Here is a 17984-nt window from a genome sequence, read left to right as displayed (position 1 = left end):
AACAGGCTTCCTCAAGTTATTTCTCTCTGTATATTATTCTTCCCTTAGTAAGATCATAGGGCGAAAGTGCAACCTTCACCCTATCGCCGGGGACTATCTTAATGAAGTGTTTTCTCATCTTTCCAGATAAATGAGCCAAAACTAAATGTCCATTTTTAAGTTCTACTCTAAACATGGTATTAGGAAGAGATTCTTTAACAATACCTTCGGTCTCAATAGCTTCTTCTTTAATATCCAAAACGCCTCCTTTTATTCATACAGCATGATAGATTGTACACAATTAAGAATATCATTGCAATTATTTTTTAATAAAAATTAATGTTCTAGTTTACATTGTATGGGATTGTTTATATAATTACACGAAGTTTTTTAAAAATTGTAATTTATTATAGGGAGGTAGGATCATGCAGAAAAGTAATTTTGAGCATGAGTTTGTTTTAAAGATGAAAAATCTTCTTTTGGAAGCAAAAAAAGAAATATTGAATTCTATAAAATCTGTTGAGGATAGTAAGAGGGAAATTATTAGCAATGATCTTCATCTTAAAGATGTGGTTGATATTGCCTTTGACAACATGGATGGAAACAACCTTGAAGCTTTAAGTTCTGTTGAGAAAAAGAACCTTCATTTAATAAATCAGGCACTTTATCGTATTTCTCAGAATACTTACGGAAGGTGTTTAGCTTGTGATAAGGACATTGTAAAAGAAAGACTTGAAGCTATCCCCTATGCATTTTTGTGCATAGGATGCCAGACTAAAAAAGAGAAAAAGAGGAGAAGGTAAAATTGTGTTCAATTATTCAGAATTGTGATCTCTACTCTTCGATTTTTTGATGCTAAATGAGATGAGCTCTCGTACTTAGGTTTCTTAGCACCCCATCCTTTGAAAAATATTTGGTCTTTGTTTTTTACTTTCATTTTTAGTAGGTAGTCTCCAATTGAATGAGCTCTTTTCTCAGACAATTCTTGCATTTCCTGTTCTGTTCCAAATTTTGCTGTATGTCCTTCTATTAGAATATTGTTGTCTTTAAATTTTTCTAGTAGCTTGGCTATGTGGTTTAGCTTTGTGTACTCCTTTTTCATTACTTGAAAAGAATCAGGATGAAATTCAATATCTAAGCTTAATTTAATTCCCTTTTCGATTTTCTTTACATCAACAGAGGCTATTTGTTTACTCTTAATATACTCTTTGACTTCATTTTCCACTAGGCTGTCATTTTGCAATTCAACAGAGATTGTCTTTCCAGATGAATTGCCAACCATCTTAATATTATCTTTCTCGTTTTTCATTTCAAATACATACGTATCATTGTACTTATACGTATTTCCTGCTGCCGAATCAAAGTAGATTATTTGGCTAACTTTTTGAGAGAACGAGATGTTTTTTACATTATAGTTAGACTCGTAATTTGAATGAATAACATCGTAATTTTTCCCTTTTATTCTTTCTTTGCCTTTGTATACGTAATGTACATCAAATTTCACAATGAAGTCTTTTATTTCTTCTGAGATAGTAGAAGCTTGAATATATTCCTCTGCTGGATATGTCCAGGTCTCATTTATCCTTATGGGCCTTTTGGGGAATCTTGGAATGCCCCTAACGGAGGGCCGTTTTTGGCTGTTATTTATTCTATACTCACCTTGGCCATTTATACTGAAATTACCTTCAAACTCCTCTTTAAGCAAAAAGACATCACGCTCGTGATCCCTTTTTAGTACCCTAAAATAAGATCTAATGTCGGCAAAGTCGTCTTTTACGTCCTTTACCTCGCTTGAGACTTGAATACTTGTTTTAGTTTTTGCATTAAGTATCCCATTCAGATAAATCACTTGATTGTCTGTGGTTTCTATTCTAAATTTGGTTCCTTTAGCGTACTTAAATTCCAACGTCTCTGAAGCGATCAATAGGTGTGGCACCAATAACGATAAAAAAATAATTTTAAAATCCACTCGAGGAATTATATCACAATTTTGATGATATCTTCAGTTGGAAATATTTCATTAAATCTTTTTAATAAATCTTCAATGTTATTTCATTTTAGCTATAATAATTGTAGGTAGATTATTGTTTTAAATTTTTAATTAAGTCTAATATTTTTTGAGGTATAAATTATGAGAAAAAGTGGAATTTTACTAAGCATTAGTTCTTTGCCTTCTAAGTATGGTATTGGAGATTTGGGAAAGGGGGCTTACAAATTTATAGATTTTCTAGCCGATTCATCGCAAACTTATTGGCAAATATTGCCCTATGCACCTACAGATTTTGTAGGCTCTCCTTATTCCAGTTGTTCAGCCTTCGCGGGTAATATTAATTATATTGACCTAGAAGGCATTGCTAGATTTATTGATACAGATTTAGCTACTCTTGAATGCTTGGAAAATAGGTACGTTGATTATAATAAGCTCAAAAGAGTTAAGGAAAATGTTCTAAGAAAAGCTGCTTTGAATTTTTTGCATAGAGCAACTGAAGGTGAGATGAAAAAGTTTGAAAAATTTATGAAATCTGCTTCTTATTGGCTTTTAGATTTTTCAAGCTTTGTTGTTTTTAAAGAGTATTATTCTAAATCAGAATCTTCGGAAAACTTTAATGTTTTATTTAGTAGAGAAATTCTTAAGAGAGATAATAAGGCCCTAGCCAATCTCAGAGAAACTCTTGGTATTGATATTAAAGTGCAACAAGTTTTGCAGTATTTCTTTTTTTCACAATTTAGTGCCTTAAAGAACTATGCTAATGCCTCTGGAATCAGCATAGTAGGAGATATGCCTATCTTTGTTTCTTATGATTCTGCTGATGTTTGGGCTCATCAGAGGTATTTTAAGCTAAAGTTTGATGCAAGTAAGGATAAGGTAACAGGCGTGCCGCCCGATTATTTTTCTGAGGAAGGACAGCTTTGGGGTAGTCCAGCTTACAACTGGAAAACTTTAAGGAAAAATAACTATGAATGGTGGATTAATCGAATTGGTTTTTTGCAGAAATATGTAGATATTGTTAGAATTGATCATTTCAGGGGATTTGTATCGACTTGGGAGGTGGATGCAAGAGAATCCACGGCTATTAAGGGGCATTGGGTTAAATGTCCAGGTAAAGACTTTTTGAAGCATCTTTTAGACAAAATTGATAATCTTAAAGTTTGGGTAGAAGATCTCGGAGTGGATCTTGAAGATACATTTAAATTGAGAGATTATTTTAATTTTCCAGGGATGAAAGTAATGCAATTCGCCTTTGATTTTGATGCTAAAAATCCATATCTTCCTCATAATTATGTAAGAAATTGCATTGTCTATACAGGGACTCATGATAATAACACTACCCGTGGGTTTATTAATTCTCTTGATTATGAACACAAAATGTATATTTTCAATTATTTCAATACCGATGAAGATTCTGTTATTTGGGATATGATAAGGGGCGCGATGGCTAGTGTTGCAGATAGTGTAATAGTTCCAATGCAAGATTATCTTGGTTTGGGATCTGAATTTAGGATGAATACACCGGGTACAATTTTTAACAACTGGGCTTTTAGAATTATTGAGGGTGACCTGACGGATACTTTGAGCAAGAGAATAAGTGACATTACAAAACTTTATGGGAGAATTTAATAACAGCTTCGATAATTTGTTAAAATAGTATTTGTTATCAAATAATACTTATTTTAAAAAGGGTTGGATATTGTTTGTTATGAAGTTTGATGTATGTAGTATGTTTTTTTGCCCGATTTATCTTCTTGTTTTCTGTTTTTTTCTATGCTTTCATCTGTATTCTTTAGATGGTGCTGAATATTTTAATAACAATGATTTATTTTTTGTTCACAAGGGAGCCCTATATAAGAAGCATGGTAATGCAATATTTAAGGTCGAACCAGAAGGTCTGGAGACCAGATGGGTATATCCTTTTGCAAAACCCGTTCCTAAAAGGATAACTTCAGTTTATGAAGATTTTTATTCATCGAATGCTCTCTTAACAACAAGTGATTCTGTTTATTTTTCTCATAATTATTTTAAAAGCTTTGTGAAGTTATTCGGGAGAGATAGCTTTAATGAAAATTCTTATATTACATCTAGTGCATTATCTCAGGGGGAGAATAAGCATATTGCTATTGGAACTTCTAATAGCGGAATATATTTAAATATCAATGGTAGTCTGGATTTTAAAAGCTTAAATTCTTTAATTTCTAAAACCTATTTAAGTGCTGGTTATTATGATATTATCAGTGCTGTAGAGTTTTCAAGGAACAACCAAGGGGAATTATATTGTTCTTATGGAATCTATGGAGATATTATTTTAATTAATGCTGCTGTAGGAATTGTTAGAAGTTTAGATTTCCCTTTCAAGAAACAGATAGTTCGGATTATTGATTTGTCTAGTGCAAAGATAGAGAAATTGTTGGTTAGAACTTATGATAATCATTTTTATTCTTGTGTTGATGGTGAATGGATTTTTGAGGGTCAATTTTCTGTTTATAGGGAAGATTTTTTTGAAAAAACAAAGAGGCTAAATCTTGCCTCTAATAAAGGGTCTATTTATTTAACAGCATATACTCTTAGAAATAAATCTGCTATTGATAGTAGATTTGAATTTATAAAAAAATTAGGAATGAATGCTGTTATAATTGACTTTAAAGATGATAGTGGTATTTTAACTTATCCGAGTGAACTGGCTCTGTCAAATAAAGTGAGGGCTGTTAGAAGCTTGCTTGATGTGCCTTACATTTTAAAGAAGGCGAAGGAGCTTGGCATATACGTTATTGCTCGGGTTGTTGTGTTTAAAGACGAAAAACTTTATTCCTATAATAATTTTGAGTATGCTCTTTGGAATAAAAAAACTAATCAACCTTGGGCAAATATGATAAGGGTTAGTGAAGGTGGTTCTTTTAAGTACGTTCAAAGGGAACACTGGGTAGATCTTTTCTTAAAAGATGTATGGAATTATAATATATCTATTGCAAAAGAAATTCAGTCTCTTGGTGTTGATGAGGTTCAGTTTGATTACATTAGATTCCCAACAGATGGACCCGTTTCTCTTATATCTTCGAGGGCCAGCAAGTATAACATGAGAGCAATCGATGCTCTCGAGTCCTTTTTAATTATAGCTAGGGAAAATATTTCTATCCCTATTTCTATTGATATTTACGGTAATAATGGGTGGTTTATTACAAACAGCATTGGACAAAATATTTCCATGATCTCAGATTATGTTGATGTCGTTTCTCCTATGTTTTATCCTTCTCACTATACCAATGGTTTCCTTGATAATGAATTGTATTACACGACGCGTGCTTACAAGATTTACAAGGAGGGGAGCAATAGGGCTGCTGTGTTTTCTTTCAATAAGGTTATAATTAGACCTTATGTACAAGCTTTTTTAATTGGACAAGAACGAAGTGTAAGTAAGGAAACATATTTAGGATATTTTTTTCATCAGTTAAGAGGAATTAAGGAATCTTTGGGTAATGGGTTTAGTCTTTGGAATGCATCTAATACTTACTATATGGTTAAGAGTGATTTAAGTGAATTCTTGTCTGATTAACGTAATTTAAGGGGAGATTTTTGGAATACATTCATTTTTTTTATGTAGCATTTGGTATATTTCTGTTGTATCTCGGTGGGGACTATCTTTTAAAGAGTTCTGTAAGCATTGCCACTTATTTTAAAGTTCCTAGTCTTTTAATCGGTGTTACTGTGGTTTCATTTTCAACCAGTGCACCAGAGCTTTTCACAAGTTTAATAGCATCCTTTAAAGGTAAAAATGAAATTATTGTTTCTAATATTATTGGAAGTAATATTATCAATATGTTGCTTGCACTTCCCTTAACGGGTGTTTTTTTGAGTATTGAAACGGAGTTTAAAAGACTTAGGCTTTCTTTTATAGTTCTGTTTTTGCTAATGTTTCTTCTCTTGTTGTTTTCTTTTGACCCAAATGCGTTAGCTTTTTTTAAAATGCCTTATTACAAGACTAGTTCATTGATAATTTTTGCTTTCTTTTTGTTTTACCTATTTTTGTTCTACAAAGAAGAGAGAAAATACAATTTTGTTTTAAAAGAGGCAGAAGAAATTAATTATGATTCTGGCGCTAAATTTTTATTATTGAATGCATTTTCATTGGTTTTAAGTATTTATTTTTTGTATTTAGGTTCAAAATTACTAGTAGATAGTTCAGTGTATATTGCACACAATATTTTTAATGTTAGTGAGAAGGTTATCGGGATTATTCTTGTAGCTTTCGGAACTAGCATACCAGAAATTGTAGTTTCTCTATTTTCTGTGGCTAGGAAAGAAACAGAGATTGCTATTGGAAATATTATTGGGAGTAATATATTCAATATTGGGTTAATTTTAGCTAGTAGTAGCTTTATAAGACCAGTATTGATGAGTGATGTTTATTTTGTTGACTTTGGTGTAATGGTTGCTGTAGCTTTGATTTTATTGTTAGTAGTTAAGTTTAAGGGGGTTTTTAGCAAGGGGCCTTCTATTCTTTTTTTGCTGTTGTATGCTTTGTATAATGCATTTTTATTTGTAGTTGTTTAGTGCCCCTTGGTATTATGTTAATGTGGTCGTTTTGTGTTATTATTGTTCTTCGTGTGGGGAGGTTGAGAGTATAGAATGAAAAAATTACCCGAAATTTTCTACCTAAATGATAAGGATTTGGATATATTGATATCTCAGATAGGGGTTTCTTCAGATGCTCAGAAGATGATTTTGAGAGTTATTATAGAGCATAAACAAAATTATTTAGATTATGCTGGGTTTATAGAGGATTATTCTGTTAAGATTCGTGGTCTTAAGGGTGAGCTTGATTTTTTGTTTCGTAAGCTTTATGAAGTTAAGAGAGGAATTATTGTTAATAGCGTGACCCCAGACGGGGAGTTTGTGCCCTTTCGGATAATCATAACAGATGAGGGGAGTTATGATTTTTATTATTATGCTATTGAAGATTTGTTTTTAAAACATTATGTAGGGATAGAACTTTTTAGTACCTTGCTTACGGTTAAGAACATAGATTCAAGTTTGCTGGCTTTTGAGAAAAAATTTGTTACCGTTTCTGATTCAGATATTAATTTCAAGTACTTTCAGGAAAATTCTTCATTAAACAAGGTATTTGTTTTAAATTCTTTAATAATTCCGTCAGGAAAAGCTTTATATTTCATTGAATTTATTAAGAAAGTTTTATTTAATATTGCTTCCAATGGCATTGTTAAAGATATTTTTGTCAAGGCTAAAAATTTAAAACTTAGTGAATATGATCGAATTTTAGAAGATGGTATAAGTGGGGTAGGGGTTGTTCATAATCTTCTTTTGGGGATTTTGGAAAATAAGGATGAAATTTTAAACAAGAAGGGAGTTAACATTCCCAAAAATTACTTTACTTTTTTAGAAATATTGAGTACCTACATTTCTAATGAAAAAAATTTAGAAGAGCTCAAGGCTGTAGAAAATATTAGGATAGATGAAACTTTAAAATCAATTGAAAAAACAATGGAGTTTAGGCCTGGGTATATTAATATGGAGGAGTTTCAGAAAATTCTTAAAGAGCATTCCGGAGAATTATCGGATCCTGAGTACTTTTTAAAAGTTGCCGGTGAGTACTTTTTTGAGTCCAAGATTAAGGACGTTTTACCCAGGGTATTTAGTATTAAATCTGGTGTGTATTTATATAAACCATGTGTTTATTCCATGTTTTTAAAAGAATTTGATCGAATCTTAATTGATATTGAAGATGAGTTGAGAAATGAGTTGTTTAAAATTCTTAAAGGTGGCCTGGATTCTTCTTCTATTCTTACGGAGGAAGGATTGGATAAAACTTTAAGGGAATTCATTTTAAGTTATGACATTAATGATTATTGTTTTAGGAATAAAGTTGCATTTCTTGATTTTATTGTCTCTCATTATAGACGAGTTTCTAAAACTCAAAGTATTCAGACTCATCTTAAAGATATAATTAAAACGGAAGCGGCTAAATATTTTAAGAATAGTAATGAATTTTGGCCACTTTACAGGGTGTATAAAGTTGACTTGCCTGGTATTTTAAAATCCGCCTATAAAGATTTGGGTTTGTTAAAGAAAGTTCTTCTGTTCTTAACAGGAAGGCATCAAAGTTACAAAGAGGCGCTTTCTAGGCTAGATATTAGGGTGAGTACGAAGAGCAGTGCGGGCCTTTTTGATCCAGGCGAGAGAGAGCGGAGACAACGAGATAAGAGACAAAAGCAAAGAGAGGACAAAAGAGAGCAGTCCAGGAACTCTTATGTCAGAAAAGGCAAGGAAGCCCTTTCTTCCGAGGCAGCAGAAACGAAGAACTACAGCAAAACAGAACAAGACGAAGCTTGGACTAAGTTTGGCGATAGACTTAACAAGAAATAACCTAAAATAAATCCTTAGGTCTTCTTGCTGTATTCTTCGAAGTCTGGCATTCGGCGTAGTGTCTTATCTTCCCGTTTTCAAATTTGGACTTCATTATAATCTTACCACCCCACCTACTCAACAACTCCTTAAATCCACCCCTCTGAGCATTCTTGGAAAGTTTTGCCATCTTAAACTCCTAATCGCTATGTTAACTTGCTGTATAATAAATCTATCAAAATAATTTTAATTGATCAAGGAATGATTATGTTTTTTATGATGGTTTTTATATCGTATAACCTTTTTTCAAAAGAGGTTTATTACAGATATGTTGATTATGATATTAACTATAAAATAAAGGGAAAATATAAGATAAGTAAGGAAGAAGCTGAGGAAGAATGTGGATATAAGTTTAGTTATAGTGATGATAATAAGCTTGTGTTTGTTGATTATATTGGTAAGCTTAACATTCTAATGCCCTCTTTTTTTTGTGCAAATCAGATCAAAATAGAATATTCTAAGAATACAGAAAGGCGTTCGTTTTTAAATGGAGGTTTTGCTGCTAAGAATGCAAAGGGCGTTTACATTGAGCAGATAGAATACTCGTCGGGGAACAGAATTAAGAATATTTTTAATTATAATAAATCTAATGAAATTATAAAGGATAAATATGGAGTTTTTTATTATTATTTTGTTTATCATAATGATAACAGCTTTGATGTTTACAGGTTTAGCGAGGCAGGATTTCAAATTAAAGATTTAAATGATGTGTATTATACCAGAGTTACATATGATGATTCCGCTCGTACGAAAACGGTTTTCTACTATGATGATGGAAGCTATAATATGAAGGCTAAGAATGGGATATATGGATTTAGATTAACTTATGATGGTGAGCATAATGTTATAAAGGAAGAGTATCTGGACCAAGCATCTCATTTGTATGGGAATCCTTTCTCTGTTGCACTAAAGACATATCGTTATGATGTTGAGGGGAAGATTATTGAAATTTTAAATTATGATCTTAAGCATAATCTGACTCCTGATGAGAATAATGTAGCGGTATATAGGTACGATTATAATTTAAAGGAAAAGGATTATTTTCATAAAGAATATAACTATGACCCCGATAATAAATTAACTATTAGTCAAAATGGTTATGCCATGAAAAAGACCATTTTTTACATACAAAACAATGAAAAAAGAGTAATAAATTACAGTAATAAAATAAGTAAAAATTACAAAAGTGATGTTCCTGCTACTTATGAGGAAAAGTATGAGATAATGGATGATTTCAAAGGCATTGCCGTTTATAGCTATAAGTATGACAATCGTTTTTATTTGATTGAAAGCCTTTTTTTTGATAAGAGTTTTAATTTAATAAGTGATTTAAATGGCGTCATGATTTATAAGTATTCTTATGATGAGGGTGGGCTTCTTACAACCCAAGAGCATTATGGGGATTTTGATAATCCTATAGAAAACTTCGAAGGTGTTTTCAGATATAGGTTTACTTATGATGTTAATGGTAATATGATTTTAAAGAGTAATTACTCTAGGAGTGGTGTTTTGGTTGCAGACCTTAACTCTGTTTTTGAGTATGCTTATGAGTACGACAAACAAAATAGGCTTATTAGTCAGAAAAATTTTGGAAACTTAGGGCAATTGCAAGATGATGTGCATGGTGTTAGTGTGTACAAATATGAATATAACAAGTTTGGGAAGATCTCTAGAAAAACAAATCACGGGCCAGATTTAAGATTAAGAGATGATATTGGAGGTATCTCGATTTTTAAATGGATTTACGATAGTAAGGGCAATTTGGTTGACTTTCAAAAGTTTGATTCTTTGGGTAATTTAATATAGATATTTTTTGTTATTATGCTTGCCAATTGAGCATAGTATTTCATACTTGCTCACCCTAGATTCTCTACTAAGTTCATCCAGAGGTAAATTTTCAGAGACTATTTCTACCCTCTCTCCTATATTTATTTTTAAATCTTTAGGTATCTCAATTATTGTTATGTTCATGCAAACTTTTCCTCTGATTGGGCACTTTCTGTCTTTTACTAGACAATAACAATTATTGGATGTATTTTGTGGAATGCCATCAAAGTATCCAACAGGCACAAGGCCAATTTGCATGTTTTCTTTTGCTGTAAATAGGCCTGAGTATGATACTGATTCTCCTTGGCTTATATTTTTAAGAAATATAATTTTTGAATACAAACTTAATACAGGTTTGAGATTTAAATTGTTTTTTGGCCTATTTGGATTTGAATGGTATCCATATAAAATAAGACCAGGTCTTACCATGTTGAATTTTTTACTTATGGTGTAGTTCTCTGTATGCTCTGAATTGGATACATGGAAAAATTTGGGATTTATGTTGTTTTGGCTAAGCTTATCTATGAAACATGTAAATTTTTCTGTATGTTCTTTAGTGATTTTTGTATTTTCTGTTGTGGGTAAGTGAGTGCAAACTCCTTCTAATTCTACTGATTTTGAATTATGTATTTGATCAGCCAAGCCCAAAGCATTTTCTATCTTAATTCCATATCTGTTCATTCCGACATCAACTTTTAAGTGAACCTTTATTTTTTTATCTTGCCTTAAGCATTCTTGTTCTATTAAAGATAAGTAGTAAGGGTCGGCTACAAAGGGAGTAATATTAAACTTAACCAGATTTTTTATTTCATTTCTATCTGTGTTAATGTAGAGCAATGTTTCTGCATTTTTGTCAATTTTTTTAATCTTTATAGCTTCATCTATCCAGAAAAGACCAAAATAATTTACCCCTTTTTCTTTCAAAAAATTGAATGTTTTAATCAGTCCGTGTCCGTAAGCATCGGCTTTCAGAGTAGCCGTTAATTCCCTACCCTGAATGTGCTTCTTTATTGACATTAAATTATGTTCCAAACTTTTAAAGTTTATGACGATCTCTTTACGCTTGCTCATCTCCAGTAATTATATAATAGTGGATTTGAAATAAATTTTTTATTCTTAAGTTTGTTTATTCCACTGGTATTGGAAAATAACTAAAATTTTGATCCTTATAAACTGTCCTTAATTCCTTTTGAAAGTTATTATATATTTCAGGATTGATTCTTATTTTGTATTGCTTTTCTGAATTATCTATCCTATCTTTTACTGTTATTCTTGCAATAATATAATACCAATTCGAGTTCTTGTAATATCCAGCGATCGTTTTTGCTAGTGTGGGAGTTCTTAATACTCCAAAAGAATAAGCATCTGTGCAGCCTTCTTTTTGTGAGTTTTGTTTTCCAGTTGCCATTCCATTTAAGTAATATATAAAATCTCCATCATCGGGAGTTAAAAATTCTAATTGTGTTATTTCGTATTTTTCAGAGGCTTCATTTGACAAATCAAATGAAATGGCAGCCGCTGAACCAATTACTACAAAGGCATTGACAAATGAGTAAGTTATTCCCTCAAGTTCTTTTATTTTTTGTCCTTCAGGATTTGTCAATTCCATATAAGGTGTGCTAATCACAACTTCAGCCGTTATAAAAAAGATGCTTTGCTGCAATGTTCTAACTTTTACTTTTACATTTTCCCTTACAATGTATTTAGAATTCTGAAATGGGTCAAGCACGTCCGTTGCAAACAGAAATCGACTTAACCCTATGAAGAGAAGAAGTAAGATTAATTTTCTTGGCATTAGCATTAGAGTCCTTTTAAGTGATATATTGTTTTAAATGTAAAACCATTTAATTGTATCATACCTGAGGGATTTTGGTGTAACACTGTAAAATTAACATGAAGCCAGCAACGAGTTGTGATTTTTATTTCAGGAAGAACTGGAATTACTCATTTTCAGTATTGAGCTTGTTCTGGGTGAAATAGTAAGGATACCACTTTTATTGTAGATGCTGATTTTGAGACTTAAAATAATGCGCTAGGCACATTATTTTAAGTCGGCGAATAAATCATAATTTTTTTCTTTGATATCTGGATACAGACTGCTTACTTCTTTTAGCAGCTCATGTACAAATTTTGAATTAAGAGATATTTCATAGGTTTCTAATTTTTGAGTTTTTTTGTTTCTCAAAGTTAATTTAGCGATCATGTAAGTCCATTTCTCGTCTATATATGTGTCATCAAACGCCAATTTAACTTCGTTAGTTATTGCTAATCCGAAAGGAAAGGATGTTACATAACCTGTTTCTCCTGATGGCTCCGGTGGAAATAAAACAGAGTTTTTAATGTCTAGGTTAGCGCCGGATGTTGCTAGTCTTAAGTTGTCAACTGTATATTCCGGATCTCCTTTTGTAGTAGTCTCAATAAGAATAAAAAATGAAGCAGAGTCACTTAGTTCTTTATTCATTTTAATAGGAGAGACTACGTAAGAGTATCCCATCTTTCCCTTAAGAGCAAGAATTTCTTGTCCTTTTTTATCAAAAATTGGCATTGCTTTTGTTTTTTTCCAGGTCACGGTTGCACTTTTATTTATTACAGGTAATTTTTCTATGTATTTTTTTCCATCAATGAATTCTAATTTTTGATCACCTATCCGCATTCCAATCTCTTTTTCATTAAAGATAGGTTCTTGAGGGCCTTTGAAAAAAGAACATCCAATTGTTAGTACAATTAACGTAAAAAACACAATGAATTTCATATTTTTTATTTTCTTCAGCATAATATTTTCTCCTTTTATGACTAGTCATTTAAGCAATAGTATTAAACATATTGATATGAATTACATGCATAAATTGAGTTGTCATATTCTCCTTCTTTTATGATAATAATTATCATTTTAAATTTATACAATAATGTTAAACATGATAACACGATTGCATAAATTTCTAGTCACTTTGTGCAAATTTGGTTAGAACTGTAGATGTTTATCTTGGGATAAATTATAGCAAGGGCACTCTTGCTGCGAAAAAATGAATTATTCCAATAATTATTGAAAAGATTCCTATTAATTTTTTATTGTCTTCAAGTAGGGACTTGAATTTTCCATATTCTTTGCTGTTTTGAATGCTTGATGGGATCTTTTGGCTTAGGAAAAAGATGAACCCTATGAAAAATAAGCTAATAGCAGGAAATAAATTTCCAATTATCGGTAGACCATAAGGTGTAATTATTTCAAAAATGCTAGCTACCAAAAATACCGTGCCAAAAATGCTTTTTATGCTCCTGTTATCATTAACTAGACTTACAAACTCTTCAAATACAACGAAAAACTTAAATTTCTCCCTTAAAATTGGGAATGCTAGGACTATGCCTCCCAATATATTAAGCAAGACTGACATGAAATATATCTGCAACATCACTCAACCCCCAAAATTCAATTGCTTACCAAAGTAGAACTGATTTCCTCTTTTGTTTACCAGGATCACACTTAATAAAACCTCATCTCTGTACTCTAAACTAGTATATAACGTATAATTGATCTTGTCTATGTAAATCATGTTATTTTCGATAAGCTTGTTGTCTAGGTATATTTCTAAGCTAGCTTTTCCTAAATCTTCATTTGGGCTTTGAATATTTATTTTAAGATATAAATTTTTATTTCCTTTCTTATACTCTATTACTACTGTGGGTTCATGTCCCAGCCTCCCTGATTTTTTAAGTTCGGGAATGAGTAGTATTTTTATAACAAATAACATTATGACAAAAAACGCTCCTAGGATTAAGTGCTTTTTTAGTCTTTGGTTATATCTGCTTTGTGTTTGAGTATTACAATCTTTGTTTCGCACAGGTGTTGATGCCTAGGGTTATAGCTTAAGCAGGGTGTTTAAATTCCACCAATAAACACTTACTCCACTTTTCTCGCCATAAAGTATGCTAAGTATTCCATCCCTAGATAGACTTTCAGCAAGAAATGTAAGGTTTGGGGGTTCAATTAAAATCATTTGCTCTTTAATTTGTCCCTTATTGTCAAGACTCCACATCAAAGTATTGAGCAGATTTTTTATATTAGTGGATGCTATTATCTTATCTTTTTGAATTCCAATGATATTGATAAAACTTTCCTGTTGATCATCTAATAAGTTTTTAGGCAGGATAATCCTGTTCTTTATTTCAAATTTTCTATTTTTGTCTAGGCTTATTGTGTATAAATGTTGATTTTTAATTCTCACGCCAAGATCGCTAATATTTTCATTAGTTCCGATGTTTTCATAATAAGTTGTCTTCACATAGATAATTTTCTTGCTTACTTCGAAGAATACTTTATCTATCGATATATTATATTTTTTTGTTTCGTCTTCAGGTATTTGTAACATATGTTTATTGACATAAACCTTGTAAAGGGGCAATAACTCGTTGTCATAAGAATATATGATGTATCCTTCACCATATATTGTTATTATAGCTATATGATTTCCGTCATCAATGTTTATGTCGTAAACTTGTGGGAATAGTGTTCCATCTTTCCCTTCCTGTCCCAGTACCTCTATGGATAAATCTTTATTTAAAATGAATATTTTCGTAAAGTATGCAATATTTTCTTTCTCATCGAATTTAGATTTTTCACTATCGAGCTTGTCTGACACTACAATAAAATCTTTTGAAGGATAGACGGCTTGGATATTTTCAAAATCTACTTTTTTGATCTTAAGGTCATGATTTGTTTTAAATATTCCATTTTGGTACGCTTGAATTAGTTTTCCATAAGAATTAAAAATCATTAATTTGTTTGCTTTTGCCTCTATAATGTATACGAGGCCGTTGTATGTTTTAATATCAAAACTTGAATTGCTAAATCTATTCTCAAGTGGTGCGATTTCTCCAGGTAGTGTTCCGAATGGTATTTCAAATTGCTTCTCGCCTAGTTCATTTAAAGTTTTAGTGTTACATGATACAATTACAGAAAGTAGGCTTAGTATGTAAATTTTGTAAAACTTTCTCATGCTTTAGATGGTATTATTTTAAATGGTTAAAAGTCAATTATTTGGGAGAATTGATACTTAGTATGTTAAGAGCGATATTTGAGGCGGCTGTTGGCTCAAAGAATAAAAGAGATTTAAAAAATTATCTTCCTGCTTTAAGGAATATTAATAGGCTCGAGTCTTGGGCACTTTCTTTGGCTGATGAAGACTTTAGTAGGGAGACGGAGAGATTTAAGGGTGAACTTAGAGAAGGTAAGACTTTGGAAAATATACTAGAGAGAGCCTTTGCTCTTTCTAGAGAAGCTGCTAGGAGGCGACTTAAGGAGAGACCTTATGATGTTCAGCTTATTGCAGGACTTGCGCTTCACCAAGGTAAAATAATAGAAATGAAGACGGGAGAGGGTAAAACTTTATCTTCTGTTCAGGCTGCTTATCTGAACAGTTTAACGGGTGATGGGGTTATCATTGTTACTGTTAATGATTATCTTGCTGAACGTGATTCAAATTGGATGAGGCCAGTTTTTGACCTTTTGGGGGTTAGTGTTGGTGTTGTGCTTTCTGATATGGATCATGGCAGAAGGAAAGTGGAATATGGTAGAGATATTACTTATGTTACAAATAATGAGCTTGGATTTGATTATTTAAGAGATAACATGCGCTTCGATTTAGCGCAGAAATCTTTAAGGAATTTTAATTACTGCATTATTGACGAGATTGATTCTATTTTAATTGATGAGGCTAGAACTCCTTTAATTATTTCAGGTTCTACTGAAGGGGATACTAGGGCTTATCTTGAAGTTAATTCTCTTGTACCCCTTTTAAAGGAATGTTCTAGGGATCCAAAAACCGGAGATTATCCTTTAGAGATTGATGATCTTGATGGAGATTTTACGGTTGATGAGAAGAGCAAGAGGATATCTTTTACGGTGAATGGATTGAATAACCTTGAGAAAATTTTGGTTTCAAGAGGCATAATTAAGGGGTCTATGTATGTTGATCCTAATTTTAATTATGTTCATTATATGACCCAAGCTCTAAAGGCTCATTTGCTTTTTTTAAAGGATAGAGAATATATTGTTGGAGATTCTGGAGTTGAGATTGTTGATGAGTTTACGGGTCGTGTTTTAACGGGACGAAGATATTCTGATGGATTACACCAAGCTATTGAAGCAAAGGAGGGTGTTAGGGTTGCGAGTGAAAATAAGACCATGGCAACAATTACATTTCAGAATTTGTTTAGGATGTTTAAGAAGATTTCTGGTATGACGGGTACGGCTGATACGGAGGCTAAGGAATTTCATAGGATATACAATCTTGATGTTGTGGTTATTCCTACCAATAGGTTGGTGGCAAGAATAGACGAGGATGATATTATTTATTACACTGAGGAATTCAAGTTTAATGCGATTACTGATGAAGTTTATGAGGCTTACAATAGGGGGCAGCCTGTACTTGTTGGAACGGTCTCTATTGAGAAATCTGAAGTTTTGTCAAATATGTTTAAAAATAGAGGGATTAGGCATGAGGTACTTAATGCGAAGAATCATTTTCGCGAAGCTTTAATTATTGCCGAAGCAGGAGCAAAGCATGCTGTTACGATTGCTACTAACATGGCTGGTAGGGGTACTGACATTAAGCTTGGGGGTAATCTTGAGCATCGAGTTCGTAAGAAAATTGGGACGGGGGCGAGTCTTGAAGAGTTTCAAAGAGCTGTTTGGGAAGAAAGGGATCAGTATTTTAAAGACTATGAGGAAGTGAAAAAACTTGGTGGGCTTTATGTTATTGGTAGTGAGCGGCATGAGTCGAGAAGAATAGATAATCAACTTAGAGGTCGAGGAGGAAGGCAGGGAGATGCCGGTCGGTCAAGGTTTTATGTATCCCTTGAAGATGATTTGATGCGTCTTTTTGCAGGTGATAGTTTAAGGTCACTAATGGGGAAGCTTGGTATGGCCACAGGTGAGCCTATTGCACATTCTTTGTTGACAAGATCCCTGGTTAATGCACAAAAGAGAGTAGAAGATAGAAATTTTGAAATTAGAAAGCACCTCTTGGAATATGACGATGTTATAACGAAACATAGAGAATTTATTTATGCACAAAGAGATTCAATTCTTGCCGATGACAATATTAAGGAGCGCCTTCTTCTTTCTTTAAGGGAATATCTTGACTTTTTGTTTGATGAGGTTAAAGGTGGCGTGGTCACGGGTTCCATTTTAGGCGAAATAAATTCAATTTTTGCCCACATGATGGAGGATATTGGCTCTTTGGAGGGAGTTAGTATTTTATATTTAAAAGATAGATTGATGGAAGTTGCTAAGACTAATTTAGCTGCGAAAGAAAATTTAATTGGTCCTGAGCTTTTAAATGAATTTCTGAGATACGAATATTTAAAAAATATTGATTTTAAGTTTCAAGAACATCTCGCAAATCTTGATTCTTTAAGAGAGTCTGTTTATCTTAGGTCTTATGCTAATAAAAATCCGATTACTGAGTACAAGGAAGAGGGTTTCATAATTTTTAGTGAGCTTGTAAAGGATATTAAGGTTGAGACTATAAGGCGAACTTTACAAATGAAGGTTGACGTTGATTCTAGTGATTATGAAAATAAGCCTCTTAAGAAAATAAGAGCTACTCATAAAAAGTTTACGGATTTCGTTTCTGGAGAAGGGAATAATGCTGGAGGTGTGCAAATAGTTAGAAGTAGTCCCAAAGTGGGGAGAAATGAACCTTGTCACTGCGGGAGTGGTAAGAAATATAAAAATTGCCATGGAAAAGGCTAGAGAGGAGGATTT

16 protein-coding genes are annotated in these 17984 nt (G+C 32.4%); 7 read left to right on the top strand and 9 right to left on the bottom strand.

Annotated features, from left to right (window positions below; all coding sequences use genetic code 11):
- Positions 1–16: 16 nt before the first annotated feature.
- Positions 17–238, bottom strand: a complete 222-nt coding sequence (gene infA / locus QYZ68_RS00830; protein WP_301383664.1) for a translation initiation factor IF-1 — start codon at positions 236–238, stop codon at positions 17–19.
- Positions 239–404: 166 nt separating this feature from the next.
- On the opposite strand from infA, the gene QYZ68_RS00825 reads away from it, so the two are divergent.
- Complete coding sequence (locus QYZ68_RS00825) at positions 405–782, top strand: TraR/DksA family transcriptional regulator (protein ID WP_301383662.1); 378 nt, start codon at positions 405–407, stop codon at positions 780–782.
- A gap of 8 nt (positions 783–790) precedes the next feature.
- On the opposite strand, the gene QYZ68_RS00820 is transcribed toward QYZ68_RS00825, so the two are convergent.
- Positions 791–1933: an OmpA family protein gene (locus tag QYZ68_RS00820; protein ID WP_301384386.1), complete on the bottom strand. Its 1143-nt coding sequence runs from the start codon at positions 1931–1933 to the stop codon at positions 791–793.
- Positions 1934–2110: 177 nt separating this feature from the next.
- Between QYZ68_RS00820 and malQ the strand changes: the two genes are divergently transcribed.
- The 4 genes from malQ to QYZ68_RS00800 all read left to right on the top strand — a co-directional run bounded on the left by malQ (position 2111) and on the right by QYZ68_RS00800 (position 8353).
- Positions 2111–3598: a 4-alpha-glucanotransferase gene (gene malQ, locus QYZ68_RS00815; protein WP_301383660.1), complete on the top strand. Its 1488-nt coding sequence runs from the start codon at positions 2111–2113 to the stop codon at positions 3596–3598.
- Positions 3599–3677: 79 nt separating this feature from the next.
- Positions 3678–5525 carry a putative glycoside hydrolase gene (locus QYZ68_RS00810; protein ID WP_476390615.1) on the top strand — a complete coding sequence of 616 codons (1848 nt, stop codon included), beginning with the start codon at positions 3678–3680 and terminating at the stop codon, positions 5523–5525.
- A 20-nt stretch (positions 5526–5545) separates the two neighbouring features.
- On the top strand, positions 5546–6523 hold the full coding sequence (locus tag QYZ68_RS00805) for a calcium/sodium antiporter (RefSeq protein ID WP_301383658.1): 978 nt from the start codon (positions 5546–5548) through the stop codon (positions 6521–6523).
- 75 nt (positions 6524–6598) lie between these two features.
- Entirely contained in the window at positions 6599–8353 is a 1755-nt protein-coding gene (locus QYZ68_RS00800; RefSeq protein ID WP_301383656.1) for a hypothetical protein, read from the top strand.
- 1 nt (position 8354) lies between these two features.
- Here the strand turns inward: QYZ68_RS00800 and QYZ68_RS00795 are convergent, their stop codons facing one another.
- Positions 8355–8522, bottom strand: a complete 168-nt coding sequence (locus tag QYZ68_RS00795; protein ID WP_301383655.1) for a hypothetical protein — start codon at positions 8520–8522, stop codon at positions 8355–8357.
- 77 nt (positions 8523–8599) lie between these two features.
- On the opposite strand from QYZ68_RS00795, the gene QYZ68_RS00790 reads away from it, so the two are divergent.
- Complete coding sequence (locus tag QYZ68_RS00790) at positions 8600–10198, top strand: hypothetical protein (protein WP_301383653.1); 1599 nt, start codon at positions 8600–8602, stop codon at positions 10196–10198.
- Here QYZ68_RS00790 and alr read toward each other — a convergent pair.
- The 6 genes from alr to QYZ68_RS00760 form a co-directional block, all read right to left on the bottom strand.
- Entirely contained in the window at positions 10190–11290 is a 1101-nt protein-coding gene (alr, locus tag QYZ68_RS00785; RefSeq protein ID WP_301383651.1) for an alanine racemase, read from the bottom strand. The genes QYZ68_RS00790 and alr overlap by 9 nt on opposite strands.
- A 55-nt stretch (positions 11291–11345) precedes the next feature.
- Positions 11346–12014, bottom strand: a complete 669-nt coding sequence (locus QYZ68_RS00780; RefSeq protein WP_476390614.1) for a BB0158 famile outer surface lipoprotein — start codon at positions 12012–12014, stop codon at positions 11346–11348.
- Between the two features lie 246 nt (positions 12015–12260).
- Positions 12261–12992, bottom strand: a complete 732-nt coding sequence (locus QYZ68_RS00775; RefSeq protein ID WP_301383647.1) for a S2/P23 family protein — start codon at positions 12990–12992, stop codon at positions 12261–12263.
- A 220-nt stretch (positions 12993–13212) separates the two neighbouring features.
- Positions 13213–13629, bottom strand: a complete 417-nt coding sequence (locus tag QYZ68_RS00770) for a hypothetical protein (protein ID WP_301383645.1) — start codon at positions 13627–13629, stop codon at positions 13213–13215.
- 3 nt (positions 13630–13632) lie between these two features.
- Positions 13633–13968, bottom strand: a complete 336-nt coding sequence (locus QYZ68_RS00765) for a hypothetical protein (protein WP_301383643.1) — start codon at positions 13966–13968, stop codon at positions 13633–13635.
- Positions 13969–14076: 108 nt separating this feature from the next.
- Positions 14077–15213 (bottom strand): LIC_12708 family protein, encoded by a 1137-nt coding sequence (locus QYZ68_RS00760; protein ID WP_301383641.1) that lies wholly within the window; start codon positions 15211–15213, stop codon positions 14077–14079.
- Between the two features lie 62 nt (positions 15214–15275).
- Here QYZ68_RS00760 and secA point away from each other — a divergent pair, with 62 nt between their 5' ends.
- A complete protein-coding gene (secA, locus tag QYZ68_RS00755) occupies positions 15276–17972 on the top strand; it encodes a preprotein translocase subunit SecA (protein WP_301383639.1) in 2697 nt (898 codons plus the stop codon).
- Positions 17973–17984: the final 12 nt, after the last annotated feature.

The organism is Borrelia sp. P9F1 (assembly GCF_030436115.1).
Lineage (GTDB): Bacteria > Spirochaetota > Spirochaetia > Borreliales > Borreliaceae > Borrelia.
The sequence above is the reverse complement of the archived record's forward strand: the minus strand, read 5'-3'. Positions and strand labels throughout refer to the sequence as shown.

Excerpts from the sequence above, each read along its gene's own strand:
- QYZ68_RS00825 (WP_301383662.1), top strand. The coding sequence starts at position 405 with ATGCAGAAAAGTAATTTTGAGCATGAGTTTGTTTTAAAGATGAAAAAT.
- malQ (WP_301383660.1), top strand. The coding sequence starts at position 2,111 with ATGAGAAAAAGTGGAATTTTACTAAGCATTAGTTCTTTGCCTTCTAAG.
- QYZ68_RS00810 (WP_476390615.1), top strand. The coding sequence starts at position 3,678 with ATGAAGTTTGATGTATGTAGTATGTTTTTTTGCCCGATTTATCTTCTT.
- QYZ68_RS00800 (WP_301383656.1), top strand. The coding sequence starts at position 6,599 with ATGAAAAAATTACCCGAAATTTTCTACCTAAATGATAAGGATTTGGAT.
- QYZ68_RS00795 (WP_301383655.1), bottom strand. The coding sequence starts at position 8,522 with ATGGCAAAACTTTCCAAGAATGCTCAGAGGGGTGGATTTAAGGAGTTG.
- QYZ68_RS00790 (WP_301383653.1), top strand. The coding sequence starts at position 8,600 with ATGTTTTTTATGATGGTTTTTATATCGTATAACCTTTTTTCAAAAGAG.
- alr (WP_301383651.1), bottom strand. The coding sequence starts at position 11,290 with ATGAGCAAGCGTAAAGAGATCGTCATAAACTTTAAAAGTTTGGAACAT.
- QYZ68_RS00780 (WP_476390614.1), bottom strand. The coding sequence starts at position 12,014 with ATGCCAAGAAAATTAATCTTACTTCTTCTCTTCATAGGGTTAAGTCGA.
- QYZ68_RS00775 (WP_301383647.1), bottom strand. The coding sequence starts at position 12,992 with ATGCTGAAGAAAATAAAAAATATGAAATTCATTGTGTTTTTTACGTTA.
- QYZ68_RS00770 (WP_301383645.1), bottom strand. The coding sequence starts at position 13,629 with ATGTTGCAGATATATTTCATGTCAGTCTTGCTTAATATATTGGGAGGC.
- QYZ68_RS00765 (WP_301383643.1), bottom strand. The coding sequence starts at position 13,968 with ATGTTATTTGTTATAAAAATACTACTCATTCCCGAACTTAAAAAATCA.
- QYZ68_RS00760 (WP_301383641.1), bottom strand. The coding sequence starts at position 15,213 with ATGAGAAAGTTTTACAAAATTTACATACTAAGCCTACTTTCTGTAATT.
- secA (WP_301383639.1), top strand. The coding sequence starts at position 15,276 with ATGTTAAGAGCGATATTTGAGGCGGCTGTTGGCTCAAAGAATAAAAGA.